General features: G+C 36.0%; 13 protein-coding genes. 10 read left to right on the top strand and 3 right to left on the bottom strand.

Annotated features, from left to right (window positions below):
• Positions 1–13 precede the first annotated feature (13 nt).
• Complete coding sequence (locus WAZ07_RS00440) at positions 14–811, top strand: phosphotransferase family protein (protein WP_336470887.1); 798 nt, start codon at positions 14–16, stop codon at positions 809–811.
• A gap of 1 nt (position 812) precedes the next feature.
• On the opposite strand, the gene WAZ07_RS00445 is transcribed toward WAZ07_RS00440, so the two are convergent.
• Positions 813–1,091, bottom strand: coding sequence for a YtzH-like family protein (locus WAZ07_RS00445; RefSeq protein WP_336470888.1), 279 nt, complete (start codon positions 1,089–1,091; stop codon positions 813–815).
• Positions 1,092–1,288: 197 nt separating this feature from the next.
• Between WAZ07_RS00445 and trmB the strand changes: the two genes are divergently transcribed.
• Together trmB and WAZ07_RS00455 are read left to right on the top strand one after the other, a co-directional pair.
• On the top strand, positions 1,289–1,942 hold the full coding sequence (gene trmB / locus WAZ07_RS00450) for a tRNA (guanosine(46)-N7)-methyltransferase TrmB (protein WP_336470889.1): 654 nt from the start codon (positions 1,289–1,291) through the stop codon (positions 1,940–1,942).
• Positions 1,943–2,488: 546 nt separating this feature from the next.
• Positions 2,489–3,493, top strand: coding sequence for a S66 family peptidase (locus WAZ07_RS00455; RefSeq protein ID WP_336470890.1), 1,005 nt, complete (start codon positions 2,489–2,491; stop codon positions 3,491–3,493).
• A 104-nt stretch (positions 3,494–3,597) separates the two neighbouring features.
• On the opposite strand, the gene WAZ07_RS00460 is transcribed toward WAZ07_RS00455, so the two are convergent.
• Together WAZ07_RS00460 and WAZ07_RS00465 are read right to left on the bottom strand one after the other, a co-directional pair.
• Positions 3,598–3,861 carry a ribosomal protein L7/L12 gene (locus WAZ07_RS00460; RefSeq protein ID WP_336470891.1) on the bottom strand — a complete coding sequence of 88 codons (264 nt, stop codon included), beginning with the start codon at positions 3,859–3,861 and terminating at the stop codon, positions 3,598–3,600.
• Positions 3,862–3,886: 25 nt separating this feature from the next.
• Positions 3,887–4,402, bottom strand: a complete 516-nt coding sequence (locus WAZ07_RS00465) for a DUF1572 family protein (protein WP_336471395.1) — start codon at positions 4,400–4,402, stop codon at positions 3,887–3,889.
• A gap of 181 nt (positions 4,403–4,583) precedes the next feature.
• On the opposite strand from WAZ07_RS00465, the gene WAZ07_RS00470 reads away from it, so the two are divergent.
• From WAZ07_RS00470 to WAZ07_RS00500, 7 genes are all read left to right on the top strand, one after another.
• A complete protein-coding gene (locus WAZ07_RS00470; protein ID WP_336470892.1) occupies positions 4,584–4,985 on the top strand; it encodes a YxeA family protein in 402 nt (133 codons plus the stop codon).
• 288 nt (positions 4,986–5,273) lie between these two features.
• Positions 5,274–6,620, top strand: a complete 1,347-nt coding sequence (locus tag WAZ07_RS00475) for a 2-hydroxycarboxylate transporter family protein (protein ID WP_336470893.1) — start codon at positions 5,274–5,276, stop codon at positions 6,618–6,620.
• A 68-nt stretch (positions 6,621–6,688) separates the two neighbouring features.
• Positions 6,689–7,900: an NAD(P)-dependent malic enzyme gene (locus WAZ07_RS00480; protein ID WP_336470894.1), complete on the top strand. Its 1,212-nt coding sequence runs from the start codon at positions 6,689–6,691 to the stop codon at positions 7,898–7,900.
• 852 nt (positions 7,901–8,752) lie between these two features.
• Complete coding sequence (locus WAZ07_RS00485; RefSeq protein WP_336470895.1) at positions 8,753–10,363, top strand: sensor histidine kinase; 1,611 nt, start codon at positions 8,753–8,755, stop codon at positions 10,361–10,363.
• On the top strand, positions 10,356–11,063 hold the full coding sequence (locus WAZ07_RS00490; RefSeq protein ID WP_336470896.1) for a response regulator: 708 nt from the start codon (positions 10,356–10,358) through the stop codon (positions 11,061–11,063). Before WAZ07_RS00485 ends, WAZ07_RS00490 begins: the two co-directional genes overlap by 8 nt.
• Positions 11,064–11,495: 432 nt before the next feature.
• Positions 11,496–12,962, top strand: a complete 1,467-nt coding sequence (locus WAZ07_RS00495) for a catalase (protein WP_336470897.1) — start codon at positions 11,496–11,498, stop codon at positions 12,960–12,962.
• A 1,611-nt stretch (positions 12,963–14,573) separates the two neighbouring features.
• Entirely contained in the window at positions 14,574–18,668 is a 4,095-nt protein-coding gene (locus WAZ07_RS00500; RefSeq protein ID WP_336471396.1) for a Cna B-type domain-containing protein, read from the top strand.
• Positions 18,669–18,796 lie beyond the last annotated feature (128 nt).

The following is an 18,796-nucleotide window of genomic DNA, read 5'->3' on the forward strand; positions in this document are numbered from 1 at the left end:
TTGTTAACGGGTAATGAACATGGAATGGTTGGAACAATTGTTAGGAAAAGAATGGAAAGTAATACCAGCCGGAGGGGCGACAGGAGATGCCTATATTGCGCATAACGAATATCATAAAATCTTTTTAAAGCGCAATTCATCGCCCTTTCTTGCGGTATTGTCGGCAGAAGGAATTGTTCCGAAGTTACTTTGGACAAGGCGATTAACAAATGGTGATGTGATTTCGGCACAAAAGTGGCTCCCAGGACAAAAATTAGAACCAGAAGATATGAACTCTGAGCGAGTGGCAGCATTGTTGAAAAAAATTCATTCTTCTGAAGCGTTATTGCATATGATTCAAAAGCTTGGTAAACAGCCTTTGCATGCGCAAGATATACTAGAAGAAGCGCTTCTCACTTTACAAGAGGATGTAAAGCAAAATGAAGTCATTCAAAAAGGACTTCAGTATTTACAAAAGTCCCTTCAGAATGTAGAATTTGATCATCTTGCTGTTTGTCATTGCGATGTGAATCATAACAATTGGTTAGTAACAGATGATAACGAATTGTTTTTAATTGATTGGGACGGAGCGATTATTGCAGACCCAGCTCTTGATATTGGGATGTTACTCCATTGGTACGTTCCAAGAGATGAATGGCATGAGTGGCTTGAGCATTACGGATTAGAACTCACTGATTCTTTGCTAAGCCGTATGAAATGGTATGTTACGCTGCAATGTATGATTTTTGTGCAATGGTATACAGCAAAAAATAAGCAAGTAGAAGCAGAATATTGGCTTCAATATTTAATGCAACTACTCGCTTCAGAATAAGTTAAGAAAAACTATCCATTCCTGTAATCCATTGTGACAGTTGTTCTTGATGACCAGAAATATGGTTATCTAAATCAGGAGAATATTTACCCGATTGACTATAGTAATATACATCGTTTAACATCGTTTTAACCTCATTACTCACATTGTCATTTACGAGTAACGATTGAATGAGACGTTCTAATTGTTCACATTCAGAAACCGTTCCACAGCAATCACTTTGATGATTGACTAAGATGTCTTTTAAGATTGCCATTTGATGTTCATGATTAAGTGGCATTTTGACACATCCTTTTCATTTGTTATCGTAACAATGAAACGAGCGTAACGAACCGCTGATGGAAATTGTATTTGATACACTTTGTAGTTTCCGTCTAAATAGTAAATTTTATACTTGAAAGAAACGGACCGAGTGCTCGTACGTACTTGGTTTTTTATATGATACACACATCTTGGAGTGCAGAGAGGGAGAGAACTATGCGTTTAAGACATAAACCATATGCAATGGACCGAACGAAAGAATATTCACAGTTTGTAATTGGAAATCCAGAAGAACATAACGGAAAATGGAAAGAATTATTTGGAAATGACAACCCGATTCACATTGAAGTTGGAACAGGCCGCGGCCGCTTCATGTACGAAATGGCAAAAGCAAATCCAAACGTAAACTATATTGGAATTGAGAAATTTACAAGTGTAGTTGTAGATGCACTTGATAAATTAATTGAATACGCGCTGCCGAATTTAAAATTAATTAATAAAGATGCAGAAGATTTAACAGTATTCTTTGCGGAGAATGAAATTGATCGTGTGTATTTAAATTTCTCTGATCCATGGCCGAAGAATCGTCATGAAAAACGCCGTTTAACGTATAAAACATTTTTACGTAACTACGAAACAGTACTTGTAAAAGGCGGAGAGATTCACTTCAAAACAGATAACCAAGCCCTGTTTGAATACTCTCTTACAAGTATGGCGGAATACGGCATGCTGCTGCCGTATATTAGCTTAGATCTTCACAACAGTGATTTTGAAGGAAATATTATGACGGAATACGAAGAAAAATTCTCAAGCAAGGGAAATCGTATTTACCGCGTTGAAGCAAAATATCGTACAGAACCTGCGCAATAATGCGCGGGTTTTTTTTATTCTTGGGAAGACAGTCGCAACCTGAGGTTAACTCAAGGGTGAATACGATAGATAGCGCATGTTTTAATGAAAATACTTTAGATATTGCTTTTGTTGATACTCTTGAAATTTTAATATGTGTTTAAAGTTAATAAAAAGTTCTATTGAGCAACAAACATTAAAGAATAATGCAGGGATGTAAGGAAATAAAAAAAGCCGCCACAAAGTACTAGCTTTGTGACAACTTCTTGAAAGGATAAAGAAAGAGCGGGAGCAGCACAAGAATGTCAATGAAAGTTAAAAAGGTTTTAAAAACTTAATTTTCAGAAAACTTAAAAACTGAAGGGTTTTTTCGCTACTCTTTCTTTATTATTAAGAGTTTAACATTAAAAATAAAATAAATCAACGAAAAATAGACAATTTTCTTTAAAATTCGACAATTTATTAAATTGATGTAAGAATACTTTTATCAATTTAACATATCTAGGAAATTAGGTTATATTAAATAAATATTACATGCATCATGTTTATATATATAAATGCAAATGGATGTATATAGGGGGAAGAAGAGTGTTTCAGTTAAACAAAGGAGATAAAATAGGAGTTTTTTCACCATCATTGCCTGGTACATATACATCACCTACTAGATTCGAACGTTCCAAACAGTTTATGGAAAGTAAAGGGTTTATTATAGTTGATGGAAGTCTTACTGGAAAATGTGATCGTTATCGATCGGGGAATATAAAAGATCGTGTTCAAGAGTTGAACGAATTTATTCGGAATCCAGAAATTAAGTGTATTATGTCGTCTGTTGGAGGAAGCAATTCAAATTCATTACTTCCTTATTTAGACTACGAAGAAATAAAAAAACATCCAAAAATTTTTGTTGGATATTCTGATGTCACTGCCATTTTGTTAGGCATTTATGCGAAAACGGGTATGACAACATTTTATGGTCCGTCCCTCATTTCATCATTGGGAGAATTGCCTCCGTATGTAAATGATACATTTTCATCATTTGAAGATGTGTTAATAAAAAATGAAACACTTCCGTATGAATATCCTATATATCATTTTTGGACAGATGAGCAATTAAATTGGCAGACACAGAATCGTCCTAAAGCAAGTTATCAGAATGAATGGGTTTGTGTCAAAGAAGGTACCGCAACGGGTCGGTTAATAGCTGGAAATTTAATGACAATGTTAAGCATATGGGGGAGCCCTTATATGCCTGTTATTCATAAGGGAGATATTTTAATGATTGAGGACTGTAAAAAAACAGCAGCAATTGTTGAAAAGCATTTTAGTTTCTTGAAAATAAATGGTGTATTTGAAAAGATTGGCGGGATAATCTTAGGAAAACATGAACAATTTGACAATCAAGGAACGGGGCTAACACCATATGATATTTTGCTCGAAGTAATGGGAGACACTGATATTCCAATCTTAGCCGATTTTGATTGCTGTCATACACATCCAATTGTCACAATGCCAATTGGCGGAACGATTGAATTGAATGCAACGCAGAAGACGGTTCGGGTTTTAGAATTTTAATTAATTAAAGAGCTTGTAATGACAGTAGAAAGCATAAGGAAGCTTTAATATTATTTAACTTATTTAAAATGATAAAAGCTAGCATTTTGCTAGCTTTTATAGCGCTATAAAGAATCAACATAATTTTTAGCTTCAAGTAATGACAACCCTAAAACCTCTCGTGCCTTTTTAATTGCTTTGATTTTATCTCCTTCTTTCACTAGCTGGCGAAGTTCTTTGTTAATTGTATGCTCAGGGAGTTCCATGTGTTTAGCGATTTGATCTAATTTATCTTCTGTTCGTTTTAATCTTGTATGAATGTTGTTTAACTGACCGGAAATATAAAATATACCTAAAGCGATTACTGCTGTTAGAAGTAAATAATCCACATTTATCTCTCCTTTCTTGTTTACTTTATTTAACAAAATTTTTAGACTGCCCTCTCGGAATGCTTAATATTTTCCACTCCGAACCTTTAATTTGCTTACCGATATATAGAATTTGTCCTAAGTGATTGCTGCAATGGGCAATTTCAATTTGAATGGCTTCTAAAACCGTTAAGGGATTTTTTCTAATGGTCACAATCTTTAGTAGATCATCTGTTTTGAGTTCTTGAATAGTTGAAAATAAGAGGAACCATCCTTTTTCCCAAATATGTAGTAATTCTTCTCTTGATTGGATCGTATCAACGAATTCATCGTCACGATCTCTTTCTTCTTTTTCTCCATCTGTTGTTAAAAAGTCAGTCCATCTTGAATGCATATTTCCACTTAAATGCTTCATAATGATTGCAATACTATTAGATTCTTCATTAGGTTGCCAATGAAGTTCTTGTTCGGTTAATTGCTCAATTGCTTGTTCAGCACGTGCTTTTATATGTATAAATTGAGAAAGTACAGTAGACAAAAACTTGTCTTCAACTCGATTCATCAAAAAGTCTTCTCCCTATTTCCTTAATTTACCTTTATTTTAACAGAAAAATATGTACGATGCGGAAAGGGAAACATTACAGAAATGTAATCTTGCTGTCACGTAAATCGATAACAAATCACACATAAAACTTTTATCATACAAACAGACATAGTAAATGAACAGAAAAGGTGTGACTCACTTGAAGAAATATGTAATAGGTATTACTTTATTTATGCTATTATTTTCCGTATCTTCAATGGCAGTACTAGCTGTTGCTGAAAAAAATGATGCAATAGATATTAAAAAATGGGTAGCAAAAGAATATTACGTTCAAATCACAGAGAATGGAAAAGAAGAATCTGTACAAGATAATGATGGAGAAAAACAGCCCGTGTATTGGTATACAATGAAAGCATATGATAAAAAGGGAAAAGAAGAAACGGTTAAATTTTTCGCAACTAAAAACTTAAAATTACAGGCATTTCTGCGTGTGTATGTAAATGGTGAATATCCGGATAAAACACATGGAATTCAAAGATACGAAGAAATAACGACTAAGCAAATACCTGTGAAAGCAAAAGAAAAGTTAGATGTGAAATAATACAAATAAGCAGCTTGTGGAGACTTTATCCATAAGCTGCTTATTTGTATATACAAGTTAAAAATCCGAAATAAAAAATTCCTTTCTTTTTAGGGGGGATGAGATCATCTGGCCATGCGTAGAAGCGGTCAGGGCCTGTTCCTGCCACGTGCAAGGTTTAAAACAAAAGGAGAAAGCGAGTGGGAATTACTTTTTTTAATTACAAAACCACTTACAAAACTTACAAAATCTATTATTACTATTGAAAGCGTTTTAATATTGTAAATAACAACATAAGGGGGTGCCTCTATGGGGATTCAAAATCAAGTGGAAACGATGTCACCTGCAGGTGAAGGAGAAACAAAGCAGGAAACATTTATTTCAAAAATTATGAATATAAAAATTGGTGTTATACCGTTACCTTTATATCTTGTGCTAGCAGCGGTTATTTATGGAGCATCTGTATATAATAAGTTGCCTGCGGATATGATTGGCGGATTTGCAGTTATTATGATTATGGGTATTTTCTTAGGCGATATTGGAATGAGAATTCCAATTTTAAAGAACGTTGGTGGACCAGCAATTCTTTCATTATTTATTCCGTCATTACTCGTGTTCTTTAACTGGATCAACCCAGCATCAATGAATGCTGTAAATATGTTAATGAAAAAATCGAACTTTTTATATCTATACATTTCTTGTTTAGTAGTTGGAAGTGTTTTAGGAATGAACCGCAAAGTGTTAGTACAAGGCTTTATTCGCATGTTTATTCCATTAGTTGTAGGAACACTTGCTTCTATTGTAGTTGGATTATTAGTTGGATCATTATTCGGATTTGAAATGAAGAGAACGTTCTTCTTTATCATTGTACCAATTGTGAGTGGTGGTATCGGAGAAGGGATTTTACCACTTTCCTTAGCTTACAGTGAAATTTTACATCAATCATCAGCAACATTTGTATCTCAGCTTATTCCGGCAGCGGTTATCGGAAATATGTTTGCGATTGTAGGCGCTGGATACATGAAGCGATTAGGTGAGAAAAAACCAGAACTTAGCGGTAATGGTGTATTGGTAAAAACAGGTAATCAAGATGATTTATTAAAAGAACAAAATACAGAAAAACCAATTGACTTCTCATTAATGGGAGCAGGTTTATTAATTGCATGTACGTTCTTTATTTTCGGTGGATTGGCTTCTAAATTTATTGGTATTCCAGGGGCAATCATTATGATCTTTTCAGCAGCACTTGTGAAGTACTTTAAATTAATGCCAGCAAAAATGGAGCAAGGTGCATATCACTTATACAAATTTATTTCGACAAGCTTAACGTGGCCATTAATGGTTGGTTTAGGAATACTGTACATTCCGTTAAAAGATGTAGCAGCTGTTCTTTCAGTTGGATATGTTGCGGTGTGTGCATCAGTGGTAATTACAATGATCGCAACTGGTTTCCTTATTGGGAAAGTTATGAAAATGTTCCCGGTTGAATCTGCGATTGTAACAGGATGCCATAGCGGACTAGGCGGAACAGGAGATGTTGCGATTTTATCAGCTTCAAACCGTATGGAATTAATGCCGTTTGCACAAATTTCAACGCGTTTAGGCGGAGCAGCAATGGTTGTAACAGCATCAATTTTATTAAAAATGTTTTCGTAATGTAACATCAAACAAGCTAGCTATGTAAAGACGTAGCTAGCTTGTAAAATTAGGAGGAGATTATTTTTATGTTAGAGAGCCAAATTAAAGAACGTTCGTTATTACTTCATAAAGAATTAGTAGGAAAAATTGAAATTACAAGTAAAGTAGAAGTGAATTCAGCTGATGATTTAAGTTTGACATATACACCAGGCGTAGCGGAATCTTGTAAGGCGATTGCGGCAGATGAAGAAACAGCTTATGACTATACAGCACGTGGTAATATGGTTGCCGTTGTCTCAGATGGAACGGCAGTACTTGGCTTAGGTGATATTGGACCGAAAGCAGCTATGCCTGTTATGGAAGGAAAAAGTATTTTATTTAAAAAGTTTGCGAATGTCGATGCATTCCCGCTTTGTCTTGGAACGACTGATGTAGATGAAATCGTAACCATCGTTAAAAATTTAGAACCTACATTTGCAGGTATTAATTTAGAAGACATTGCAGCGCCGCGTTGTTTTGAAATTGAAAAGCGTTTAAAAGAAGAAACAAATATTCCAGTGTTTCATGATGATCAGCACGGAACAGCAATTGTTGTTTTAGCGGCAGTTCTTAACGCGTTAAAAGTAGTAAATAAAACGATGGATGAAGTGAAGATTGTCATTAATGGTGCTGGTTCTGCAGGAATTGCGATTGGTAAATTGTTATTAAAAGCAGGCGCACAGCATATGACGTTAGTAAGTTTAGAAGGTGTTGTTTGTGAAGGAGAATCATGGATGAACCCTGCACAAATCGAGATTGCGAAAGAAACAAATCGCGAACATGTACGTGGAACATTAAAAGAAGCGATTGCTGGTGCAGACATTTTTATCGGTGTATCTGCTCCTAATGTATTAACAAAAGAACTTGTGAAGACAATGAATGAAAATCCGATTGTGTTTGCAATGGCGAATCCAGTACCAGAAATATTCCCAGAAGATGCACTGGAGGCGGGAGCTGCTGTTGTTGGAACAGGACGTTCTGATTTTCCAAACCAAGTGAACAATGTATTAGCATTCCCAGGTATATTCCGCGGTGCATTAGATGTGCGTGCCACAGATGTTACTGAGGAAATGAAATTAGCTGCCGCGTATGGAATTGCTAACATTATTACAGATGAAGAACGAAATGCAAATTATGTTATCCCAAATCCATTGGATAAAAGAGTTGTACCAAGTGTTGCAGCTGCGGTAGCAAAAGCAGCAATTGAATCAGGTGTGGCACAAATTAAAAAAGTACCAAACTATTCAATCGAACAATAAAGTGAAACTTTGATGCAAGAAATATATCGAGCTTGGATATATTACGAATCTAAAAGATGTGGATCGTGTATGTCTAAGCTGGATACATGCCATCTATTTTAAAACTGCTCCCCATCTTTAAGAGGTGGGGAGCAGTTTTATTTCTTCTCTATAAACTCTATTTCAAATCCTACTTGTTCAATCATATGTTGTCCTTCTTTATATATCCATTTTCATTTTTCGACATCTTTGTCTAGCTCTTCCTCCTAGGCCCTCATGTCTAAGAACCTTCCACACAAGAAGGTAAAAAGCACCTTCTGTGTGAAAGAACCTTAGCCAATGGGCCTAAACAGTCGGTGGCTTCGCGTCTTCCGCCGAGGCAAAAAGCGCCTCTATGTCAGAAGTTCCATCCCCCTCTTGTTCTGAGCGAGCCGCTTCCGCTTTTCTTATGATCCAGCTCCAGCGGCTAGAACAGTCGGTGGCTTCGCGTCTTCCACCGAGGCAAAAAGCGCCTCTATGTCAGAAGCTCCATCCCCCTCTTGTTCTGAGCGAGCCGCTTCCACTTTTCTTTATAAGTCGCTGTTATGCAGAATACAACATGCCCGCTACTTGCTTTCTCCTTTTGTTTTAAATCTTGCATGTGGCAAAAAGACCCTGACCGCTTCTATGCATGGTCAGATGCTCTCGCCCACCTAAAAAGAAAGAGGGTTTTATGTCAATTTTTAAATTTGTATTTATATAGGTCTTCTTTGTATCTCAATAAGTAAAATATTATACATAGGCTTACTTATGAAAAAAAGTTGTTTTCATTGTAAAGAATGAGTAATATAGATTTCGCACGGAGTATAGAAAACATGGGGTGAAAAGAGAGGGATGGAGAAAAAAAAGAAGTTTTTGAGTTTGCAGAAAACCATTGCATTTTTTGTATGTGCTGTTGTTATATTTGCTTTACTTGTAACAGATATTTTAATTAGTCATCATGTCGAGCGTACGACAGAAGAAAGTCAAATAGAAAAAGCTAAAGCAGTTGCACGTATTACAGCAAATTCACCGCTCGTAATCGATGCTTTATCGGGAAGAAAAGATGAATCTGAAATTCAACCGAATGTGAATCGGCTTTTAAAAAATACAGATGTTCAATTCATTGTAGTTATGGATATGAATGGGATACGAAAATCTCATCCGGATCCTAATAAAATTGGTCAACATTTCGTTGGGGGCGATGAAGCAACAGCCTTGAAAGGAAAAGAATATGTATCAACAGCAAAAGGGACATTAGGAAGGTCTATGCGAGTATTTGTACCAATCTTTTCTGAAACGAAAAAACAAATAGGGGTTGTGGCTGTTGGAATTTCAGCTGATAATGTAGAAGAGATGGTGAAACAAAGCAGACACATTATGTACATCGGTGTCAGCGTTGGGATTTTAGTAGGAGTTATAGGGGCTATTTTATTGGCTAGACATATTAAGAAAATTTTATTTGGCCTCGAACCTAGTGAAATTTCAAAAATCTTAGAAGAACGAAATACGATGCTACAATCTGTTAAAGAAGGAATTATTGCGATTGATACGGATGCGCGGATTACTTTAATTAATCACGAAGCCAGGCGGTTAATTGAAAAAAGCGGGATCAAAGAAGAGTTTATTGGTGAAGACATTAAGAAGTATATGCCGAATTCAAGGATAAAAGAAGTATTACAAACGGGAGTAGCGCAGTTTGATGAGGAACATAGTATGCATGGGATTACAATTGTTTCGAATCGAGTTCCGTTATACGTAAAGGGAGAAATTGTTGGGGCAATTGCAACATTTCGTGATAAAACGGAAATAAGAAAATTAGCAGAGCAGTTAACCGGTATTCGACTATATGCAGAGGCTTTGCGTGCACAATCGCATGAGTTTATGAATAAAATGCATGTTGTATTAGGACTAACACATATGAAGCATTATGAACAATTAGAAACATATGTTAGTAGCATGGTATCAGAGCATCAATATGAAATTGGAGATGTGATGCGGAAGATAAAAAATCCTGTGTTTGCAGGTTTTTTACTTGGAAAACTTAGCTATGCAAGAGAAAGAGGAATAGAATTAACGATCAGTGAAGATTCTTATTTACCACAGCCGGATGATGAGGGGATTATTCATGAACTCATTACAATTGTAGGGAATTTAATTGATAATGCTTTGGATGCAGTAGCGGATTGTAAATATAAGCAGGTAAATGTTGTAATTAAATATTATGATAAATTAATTGTAAAGGTTACAGATACAGGTAATGGAATTAAACAAGAAGAAATAGATAAATTATTTGTTAAAGGGTACTCTACAAAAGGAGAAAATCGAGGATATGGCTTATATCTTGTGAAGGAAAGTATAGAACGTATAAAAGGAAATATCCATATTGATTCAGTATTAGGGGAGCAAACAATAATCACAATTGAAACACCATATAAAAGTAGGGATGAGATGGAAGATGATTAAAGTTTTAATTGTAGAAGATGATCCAATGGTAGCCGTGCTAAATAAGCATTATTTAGAACAAGTTGGCGGGTTTGAACTTGTTCATATAGCTAATTCTGTAGATGAAGCATTGCAAGTACTAGAAGAATCCCACATAGATTTTATATTGCTTGATATTTTTATGCCTGGTGATACTGGGTTTGAATTGTTATTGCATATTCGCAATAAGGAAAAAGAAATTGATGTGATGATGATTTCAGCGGTGCATGATATGGTAAGTATTAAAAAAGCACTGCAATATGGAGTTGTAGATTATTTAATTAAACCATTTACGTTTGAACGTTTTAAGGAAGCATTATCTGCTTATCGCGAAAAATTTGAATTTATGAAGGCGCAGTCCAATATTAATCAATCTGAATTAGATGCATTGATTTTACAAAAAGAAAAAAAAGAATCTCCTGTAAGCAAAGTGCTTCCAAAAGGATTAACAAAACAAACCTTACAATTAGTTTGGAAACAGATAAAATCGCTTCAAGGGAAAACATTTACAACAGAAGAGATGGCACAATTAGTTGGAATTTCTAGGGTTTCCATTCGAAAGTATGTCCTATTTTTAATTGAAATTGGAGTTTTAGAAAATGAAATGGTATATCAACAAGTAGGAAGACCGGTAAGCAAACTGCGTTGTATTGATGAAAACAAAATACATTTGTATATATGAAGCTGTCCCAAAAGATCGTTAAATAACGGCTTTTTGGGACAGTTTTTTTGACTAAATGAATGTTTTTTGTAATTCGAAGCATCTGTTTTATTCAGATATTTTCAAGATTTTGAAGAAAAATGTCGAATTTTTTAGAATATTGTATTTTTTTGTTGTTGGGTTGTATTTTTAGTGTTAAACTTATAATTACAAAGAGAGAGTAGCTAACACCTCCCTATTTTAAATTGAAAAAGACTGAAAATTCCGTCTTTTGAATCACCTTTATTTAAGCGATATGTATGCGTATTTGCTGCTCTTTCTTTTTTTATAGCATGTCAATCATTTATATAAAAAATTTTTATATAAATGATTGACAAAAAAACAGATTTTAATAATAATTAATTTATAATAATTTTAAATAAAAAATTATTATAATAAAAAGGGGGTCCAAAAATGAATCCATACAATCGCTTAACAACAAATCAAGGTGCTCCTGTAGGAGATAACCAAAATTCTCGTACAGCAGGTCGTCGTGGCCCAGTATTATTAGATGATTATCATTTAGTAGAAAAATTAGCGCATTTTGATCGAGAACGTATTCCTGAGCGTGTTGTACATGCACGTGGTGCTGGCGCTCATGGCCTTTTCGTAACAAAAAATAGTATGAAAGAATATACAAAAGCAGCATTCTTACAGAAAGAAGGAACAGAAACACCTGTATTTGTTCGCTTCTCAACGGTTATTCATGGGCAAGGTTCTCCGGAAACAGCTCGTGATCCAAGAGGTTTTGCGGTGAAGTTTTATACAGAAGAAGGAAACTATGATCTTGTTGGTAACCACTTACCTGTATTTTTCATTCGTGATGCAATCAAATTCCCTGACATGGTCCATTCTTTAAAACCGGCGCCAAATACAAATATTCAAACTCCAGATCGCTACTGGGATTTTATGACGCTAACACCAGAATCAACTCATATGTTAACTTGGGTATTTTCTGATTACGGTACGCCTGCAAACTACCGCCAAATGGAAGGATTCGGTGTTCATTCATTTAAATGGGTAAACGAAGATGGGAAGGTTGTATACGTAAAATATCACTGGAAGCCACAACAAGGCGTACGTAATTTTAATGTAAAAGAAGCAGAACAAATGCAAGGAAAAGATTTTAACCATGCAACTCGTGATTTATTTGATGCGATTGAGCATGGGAATTATCCGAAATGGGATCTTCATCTACAAGTTATGAAACTAGATGAAATGGATTCCTTAGAGTTTGATCCATTAGATCCAACAAAAATATGGCCAGAAGACCGTTTTCCATTAATGGAAGTAGGTACAATGACGCTAAATCGTAACCCGCAAAATTTCTTTGCAGAAGTAGAACAAGCGGCATTTTCACCAAGCGCAACTGTGCCTGGTATTGAACCATCTGAGGATAAATTATTACAAGGACGTTTATTCTCTTATCCGGATACACAGCGTTATCGCTTAGGTGCAAATTACTTACAAATTCCTGTAAACTGTCCGTACGCAGCGGTGCATAATCAACAACGCGATGGTTTCATGCAAACGAACCAACAGCCGTCTACAATTAATTATGAACCAAGTCGCCATGCGGAAAATCCAAGTGAAGATTCGGCATATCGAGATTCAACTATGAAACTTGAAGGTTATGTATCTCGTGAAAAAATTGAGAAACCAAACGATTTTGGGCAAGCTGGTGAGCGTTATCGTTCCTTCTCTAAAGAAGAACAAGATAACTTAATTGCGAACTTGGCAAATGATTTAAAAGATGTGAATGAACAAACAAAATTGCTTGCAATTTGCAACTTCTTCCGTGCAGATCGAGAATATGGTATGCGTTTAGCACAAGCATTACATGTTGATATTTCAGCGTATGTGGGAGGACCTGTGAAGTAGGGGATACCTTAATTATATATACAAGTAAAAAAAGACATAAAATCCGCTTTCTTTTTAGGTGGCGAGAGTACCTGGCCGTGCATAGAAACGGCCAATTCCTTTTTCTATCACATGCAAGGTTGAAAACAAAAGAAGAAAGGGGGTGAAGGTCATGTTGTATTCTGCGTAGCAGTGACTTATATGTCGAAAAATTGAAATGGAGATATATAGCTAAATTTGGAACAACTATACACTTTTTAAAATTACAAAATTAGTTACAAAACTTACGAAAACTATTTTTATTGTCAAAAGAGTGTAAAATTTTAGGCAAGAGCATGAAAGAGCCTTTAAGGGAGGGAGTCAAAAAGTTTCGAAGTGTTAAAATGTGTAGTCAAAATTGAACATATTGATGTTATGAATCTATGAATAATAAAAAATATATAAATCCTCATTAAAATTTTGACATGGCTGAGCTTGTTACTTTTGATTAATCTCACATGGAGAAAAATTGTTTATGCCGTATTTTAAAATTGGATTTATATAGTATGAACAAATTAATGGCGTTTATGCTCAGCACGAGATGGTAATACGGTACAATTTCAGTTTACATGATTTGATAGAAATGATGGTAAAAACATAATTTAGTCAATTTGTATATTATCATTGTTTGTTAGATATGTCAATATTCGAATTATTGGATTTAATAGCTATATTAGAGAAATTAATGATTTTTGAAGAGTAGATAGGCATATATAGAAAGTAAGTTTATAACGATCAAAAGAGACAAAATACTAGCAACTATCAAGTCGTTCTTATCGTGCATTTGTACCAAAAGCCATCTTAATATCATTCGTTAGGAGGCGGATAAAGAGTATGGTGTGTGACGTTAGGCAGAAATCGGGTTCACACTCGAGGGATTGTCTGGACTAACGATTGTTAGTAACAACTGAAACTGTGAGACCACGGTGGGATACCCAAACAAATCTCACGACTAGATGGCTGTTAATACTCCCCCATGCGTAATTGGTAACGACTACGTGTGAAGCGGGGTGAAGTCGCATCGAGTAGCCCTAACAGGTAAAGCTGAGGAAAGGTTAAACATATTGCAAAAGTGATGCGGACAGGGAGCTATATATGGTCAGGATTTGAGCAATCAATGACGAACTGCTGAATGTACGTCTCGTGTATCCGTTCCTAGAAATGGGCGTCAATATATTATCTCCAAAACAATATCATACGGTTTGTGATGGATAAAGCTAAAGGGTTGCTTTAACTTCTTATTGAAGTGGTAATCGGGACAAAGGCAGGGCCTACGTATAGTTATATACCTAGCAGTTTCGGAACGTCAGAAGTCCCTAACGATGTAGTAATAACTCGGGGAACAGCTTAAGCTGTGAAAGAGTTATGAATAGGGATGGCAGTAGGGGTGTAGTACCAATGAAACTCTGATAATAAGGAGTGGAGGGAAGGCCCCGAGTCTAATGAACAGGTTCTCTTACATAAAGATGGCGATAACAAAGCTATATGAACTTGTTGATTAGGTGGAACGCCGTGTGCGGTGAAAGTCGCACGCACGGTGTGGGGTGGGGGAAAAGCTGGAGATGGCTTCAAAGGTTTACCTATTACCATTATATGAAAAAAGTAACTTCTATTTTTTCAATTATCATGATCTTTATATTTACTATAGGTCAGAGTTTGATGCCTATAATAGCGAAAGCACAAGAGTTAAATACAAGTGGATTTGTTGATAGCTTTACGTTCGACAAAACAGATCTCAGTTATGGAGAACGAACGGGAATAAAAGTTAATTTTAGTGATAAATCTGGAAATAAAATGAAGGCTGGAGACACACTAACGTTAACGTTACCTCAAGAATTACAAGGATATAGTAGAAAGATTGATTTAAAGAATGATGCTGGTGTTACATTTGGAACTTGTCAAGTAACGACAACAAATGTTTTATGTACATTTACTGATGTAGTTGAGAAACTTCGAAATATTAGAGGATATTTCTATTTTGAAGTTCAAGCGACTCAGAATGTAGCAATAGGGCAAACGATAACAGTTGACACAAATTTAGGTGCAAATTTACAAACGCAAAGGGTAACCATTAAGGGGCCAACTGAAGGTGGTGAGAGTACAGCTCCATTTTCCTACAAAACAGGTAGAATTGACCCGGATACTCCAACTAAAGTGAAGTGGGAACTGCCTATAAATAATAACAAGGAGCAATTAAGTTCTGATATTGTTTTGTCGGATACTTCACAATCAGGCCAAACACTTGATCAGGCTGGTTTTACTTTAATAGTTGGAAATGAAGCGTTAACACCTCAACAATTCGTTGATAAGGGTTATGGAACAATTACTTTTAATAGTAATTCTTTTGAAATTAGAGCTTATAAGGATCAGGTCAGTGGTAAGATTTTTATTTTGAGGTATACCGCTACTATAACTGAAAATGGAATGAGCCAAGAGAATTTTTTTAATGATTTTACGATTAATTACCAGATTTTAAATGAGCAACCAGTAACGTTTTCAGATAGTGCTTGGACTAAAAATATAAACGCGGGCGGTGGTGCTCAAGGTGATTTACCACCTAAAGGAACGCTAAGAATTGTAAAACACATTGCTGGAGATGAAACAAAATTCATACCGAATGTCTCGTTTAAATTATATACAGAGTCAGGTCAGCAAATTGGCGGTACGTATACAACAGATGCACAAGGTATGGTTGAAGTCCCTACTTTAAATCCAGGCGATTACTATGTACAAGAGATTACTGCTCCAAACTATTTGGATTTTGATCCACAAGCAAAAGTGCCTTTTACAATTGATGCAAATGCCGAAAAAGGTGTAAAGCTGATGGTTCCGAATAAGGTGAAATCGACATCTATTTTAGGAACGAAGGCGTGGAAGGATAGCAACGCGACAGATCGTCCAGCAACAATCAAAGTCGATTTACTACAAAACGGTCAAGTAGTTGACACGAAAGACGTAACAGCTGCAAATAACTGGAACTATACGTTTGCAGATATACCTGCATATGATAATGATGGAAATGCGTATACGTACACAGTAAGAGAACAACCAGTAGCGGGATACAAATCAGAAGTAAACGGTTATAACATTACGAATACAAAAGTAGGTCAAACAACAGTAGTAGGAACAAAAACGTGGAAGGATAACAACGGGACAGATCGTCCAAGCACAATCAAAGTCGATTTACTGCAAAACGGTCAAGTGATTGACACGAAAGACGTAACGGCATTAAACAATTGGAAGTATACATTTGACAATCTACAAGCATACGATGCGAATGGAGTAGCGTACAAGTATGAAGTGAAAGAACAACCAGTAGACGGATACAAATCGGAAGTAAACGGTTATGACATTACGAATACAAAAGTAGGTCAAACAACAGTAGCAGGAACGAAGATGTGGAAAGACGGAAATGCAACAGACCGTCCGGCAACGATTCAAGTAGACTTACTACAGAATGGAAATGTAATCCAAACACAAGACGTAACAGCGTCAAATAATTGGAAATATACATTTACAAATCTAGAAGCATATGATGCGAATGGTGTTGCTTATACGTATATAGTAAAAGAACATCCGGTAGCAGGATACAAATCAGAAGTAAACGGTTATGACATTACAAATACAAAAGTAGGCAAAACAACAGTAGCTGGAACGAAAACTTGGAAGGATAACAATGCAACAGATCGACCAACAACAATCCAAGTAGACCTACTGCAAAATGGAACTGTGATCCAAACACAAGATGTAACAGCAGCAAACAATTGGAATTACACATTTGCAGACTTAGCACAATATGATGCAAATGGTGTTCCTTATACGTACACAGTAAAAGAACAACCGGTAGCGGGATATAAATCGGAAGTAAATGGCTACAACATTACAAACACAAAAGTAGCGAAATTGACAGTAGAAGGAACGAAGACGTGGAAAGACGGAAATGCAATAGACCGTCCGGCAATGATCCAAGTCGACTTACTACAAAATGGAAATGTAATTCAAACACAAGACGTACCAGCAGCAATGGGTTGGAAATATGTATTCGCAGATTTAGAAGCATACGATGCAAATGGAGTAGCTTACACATATACAGTGAAAGAACACCCGGTAGCGGGATATCAATCCAGCGTAAACGGTTATGACATTACGAATACAAAGGTTGGTCAAACAAAAGTAGAAGGAACAAAGACTTGGAAGGATAACAATGCAACAGATCGCCCAAGCTTGGTTAAAGTAGACCTTCTACAAAACGGTCAAGTAGTAAATACAAAAGAAGTAACAGCAGCAACAAACTGGAAGTACACATTTGACAATCTACAAGCGTACGATGCAAACGGAGTAGCGTACAAATATGAAGTGAAAGAACAACCAGTAGACGGATACAAATCGGAAGTAAATGGTTATGACATTACAAATACAAAAGCAGGCCAAACAAAAGTAGCAGGAACAAAAACGTGGAATGACAACAATGCGACAGATCGTCCGAGCACAATCAAAGTGGACTTACTACAAAATGGTCAAGTGATTGACACGAAAGAAGTAACAGCAGCAAACAATTGGAATTACACGTTTGACAATCTACAAGCGTACGATGCAAACGGAGTAGCGTACAAGTATGAAGTGAAAGAACAACCAGTAGACGGATACAAATCGGAAGTAAATGGTTATGACATTACAAATACAAAAGCAGGCCAAACAAAAGTAGCAGGAACAAAAACGTGGAATGACAACAATGCGACAGATCGTCCGAGCACAATCAAAGTGGACTTACTACAAAACGGCCAAGTGATTGACACGAAAGATGTAACGGCAGCAAACAATTGGAATTACACGTTTGACAATCTACAAGCGTACGATGCAAACGGAGTAGCGTACAAGTATGAAGTGAAAGAACAACCAGTAGACGGATACAAATCGGAAGTAAAGGGTTATGACATTACAAATACAAAGATAGGCCAAACAAAAGTAGAAGGAACGAAAGCGTGGAAAGATAATAACGCTACAGATCGTCCAAGCACAATCAAGGTAGACTTACTACAAAATGGTCAAGTGATTGACACGAAAGATGTAACGGCAGCAAACAATTGGAATTACACGTTTGACAATCTACAAGCGTACGATGCAAACGGAGTAGCGTACAAGTATGAAGTGAAAGAACAACCAGTAGACGGATACAAATCGGAAGTAAAGGGTTATGACATTACAAATACAAAAGTAGGCCAAACAAAAGTAGCAGGAACGAAAACGTGGAATGACAACAACGCGACAGATCGTCCGAGCACAATCAAAATAGACTTACTGCAAAACGGCCAAGTGATTGACACGAAAGACGTAACAGCAGCAAGCGATTGGAAATATGCGTTTACAGGATTAGAAGCATATGATGTAGACGGCCAAGCATATAAGTATGAAGTAAAAGAGCAACCAGTAGCAGGATATAAATCAGAAGTGAATGGTTATGACATTACGAATACAAAGATTAAGGAACCTACACCTGAAGTTCCTAAGGACAATACAAATAATGATCCAAATAACAATCCAAAAGTTCCGTCCCTTAAAGAAAATGATAATACGACAGTATTACTTCCTAAAACAGGTGGAACACCAGCAGAGATAATTTCAATGGTTGGAGGTATGGTATTGTTCGTTTTAGGTGGAATGTTATTCCTTCGTCAAAGAGTTAAATAATTAGATTATTTATTAAGCTATAACCCGAGTAGTAGACAAGTTAAAAAGTCGCTATTCGGTTTTTTTGTTATTTAGAACCTGTCTTTTTAAAACAAATAATTATTTTTGCATATAGTTATAGTGAGAAT

It is taken from the genome of Bacillus bruguierae (assembly GCF_037104725.1).
In the GTDB taxonomy this organism is placed as follows: Bacteria; Bacillota; Bacilli; order Bacillales; family Bacillaceae_G; genus Bacillus_A; species Bacillus_A bruguierae.

Excerpts from the sequence above, each read along its gene's own strand:
- WAZ07_RS00440 (WP_336470887.1), top strand. The coding sequence starts at position 14 with ATGAACATGGAATGGTTGGAACAATTGTTAGGAAAAGAATGGAAAGTA.
- WAZ07_RS00445 (WP_336470888.1), bottom strand. The coding sequence starts at position 1,091 with ATGCCACTTAATCATGAACATCAAATGGCAATCTTAAAAGACATCTTA.
- trmB (WP_336470889.1), top strand. The coding sequence starts at position 1,289 with ATGCGTTTAAGACATAAACCATATGCAATGGACCGAACGAAAGAATAT.
- WAZ07_RS00455 (WP_336470890.1), top strand. The coding sequence starts at position 2,489 with ATGTATATAGGGGGAAGAAGAGTGTTTCAGTTAAACAAAGGAGATAAA.
- WAZ07_RS00465 (WP_336471395.1), bottom strand. The coding sequence starts at position 4,402 with ATGAATCGAGTTGAAGACAAGTTTTTGTCTACTGTACTTTCTCAATTT.
- WAZ07_RS00480 (WP_336470894.1), top strand. The coding sequence starts at position 6,689 with ATGTTAGAGAGCCAAATTAAAGAACGTTCGTTATTACTTCATAAAGAA.
- WAZ07_RS00495 (WP_336470897.1), top strand. The coding sequence starts at position 11,496 with ATGAATCCATACAATCGCTTAACAACAAATCAAGGTGCTCCTGTAGGA.
- WAZ07_RS00490 (WP_336470896.1), top strand. The coding sequence starts at position 10,356 with ATGATTAAAGTTTTAATTGTAGAAGATGATCCAATGGTAGCCGTGCTA.
- WAZ07_RS00500 (WP_336471396.1), top strand. The coding sequence starts at position 14,574 with ATGAAAAAAGTAACTTCTATTTTTTCAATTATCATGATCTTTATATTT.
- WAZ07_RS00475 (WP_336470893.1), top strand. The coding sequence starts at position 5,274 with ATGGGGATTCAAAATCAAGTGGAAACGATGTCACCTGCAGGTGAAGGA.
- WAZ07_RS00485 (WP_336470895.1), top strand. The coding sequence starts at position 8,753 with ATGGAGAAAAAAAAGAAGTTTTTGAGTTTGCAGAAAACCATTGCATTT.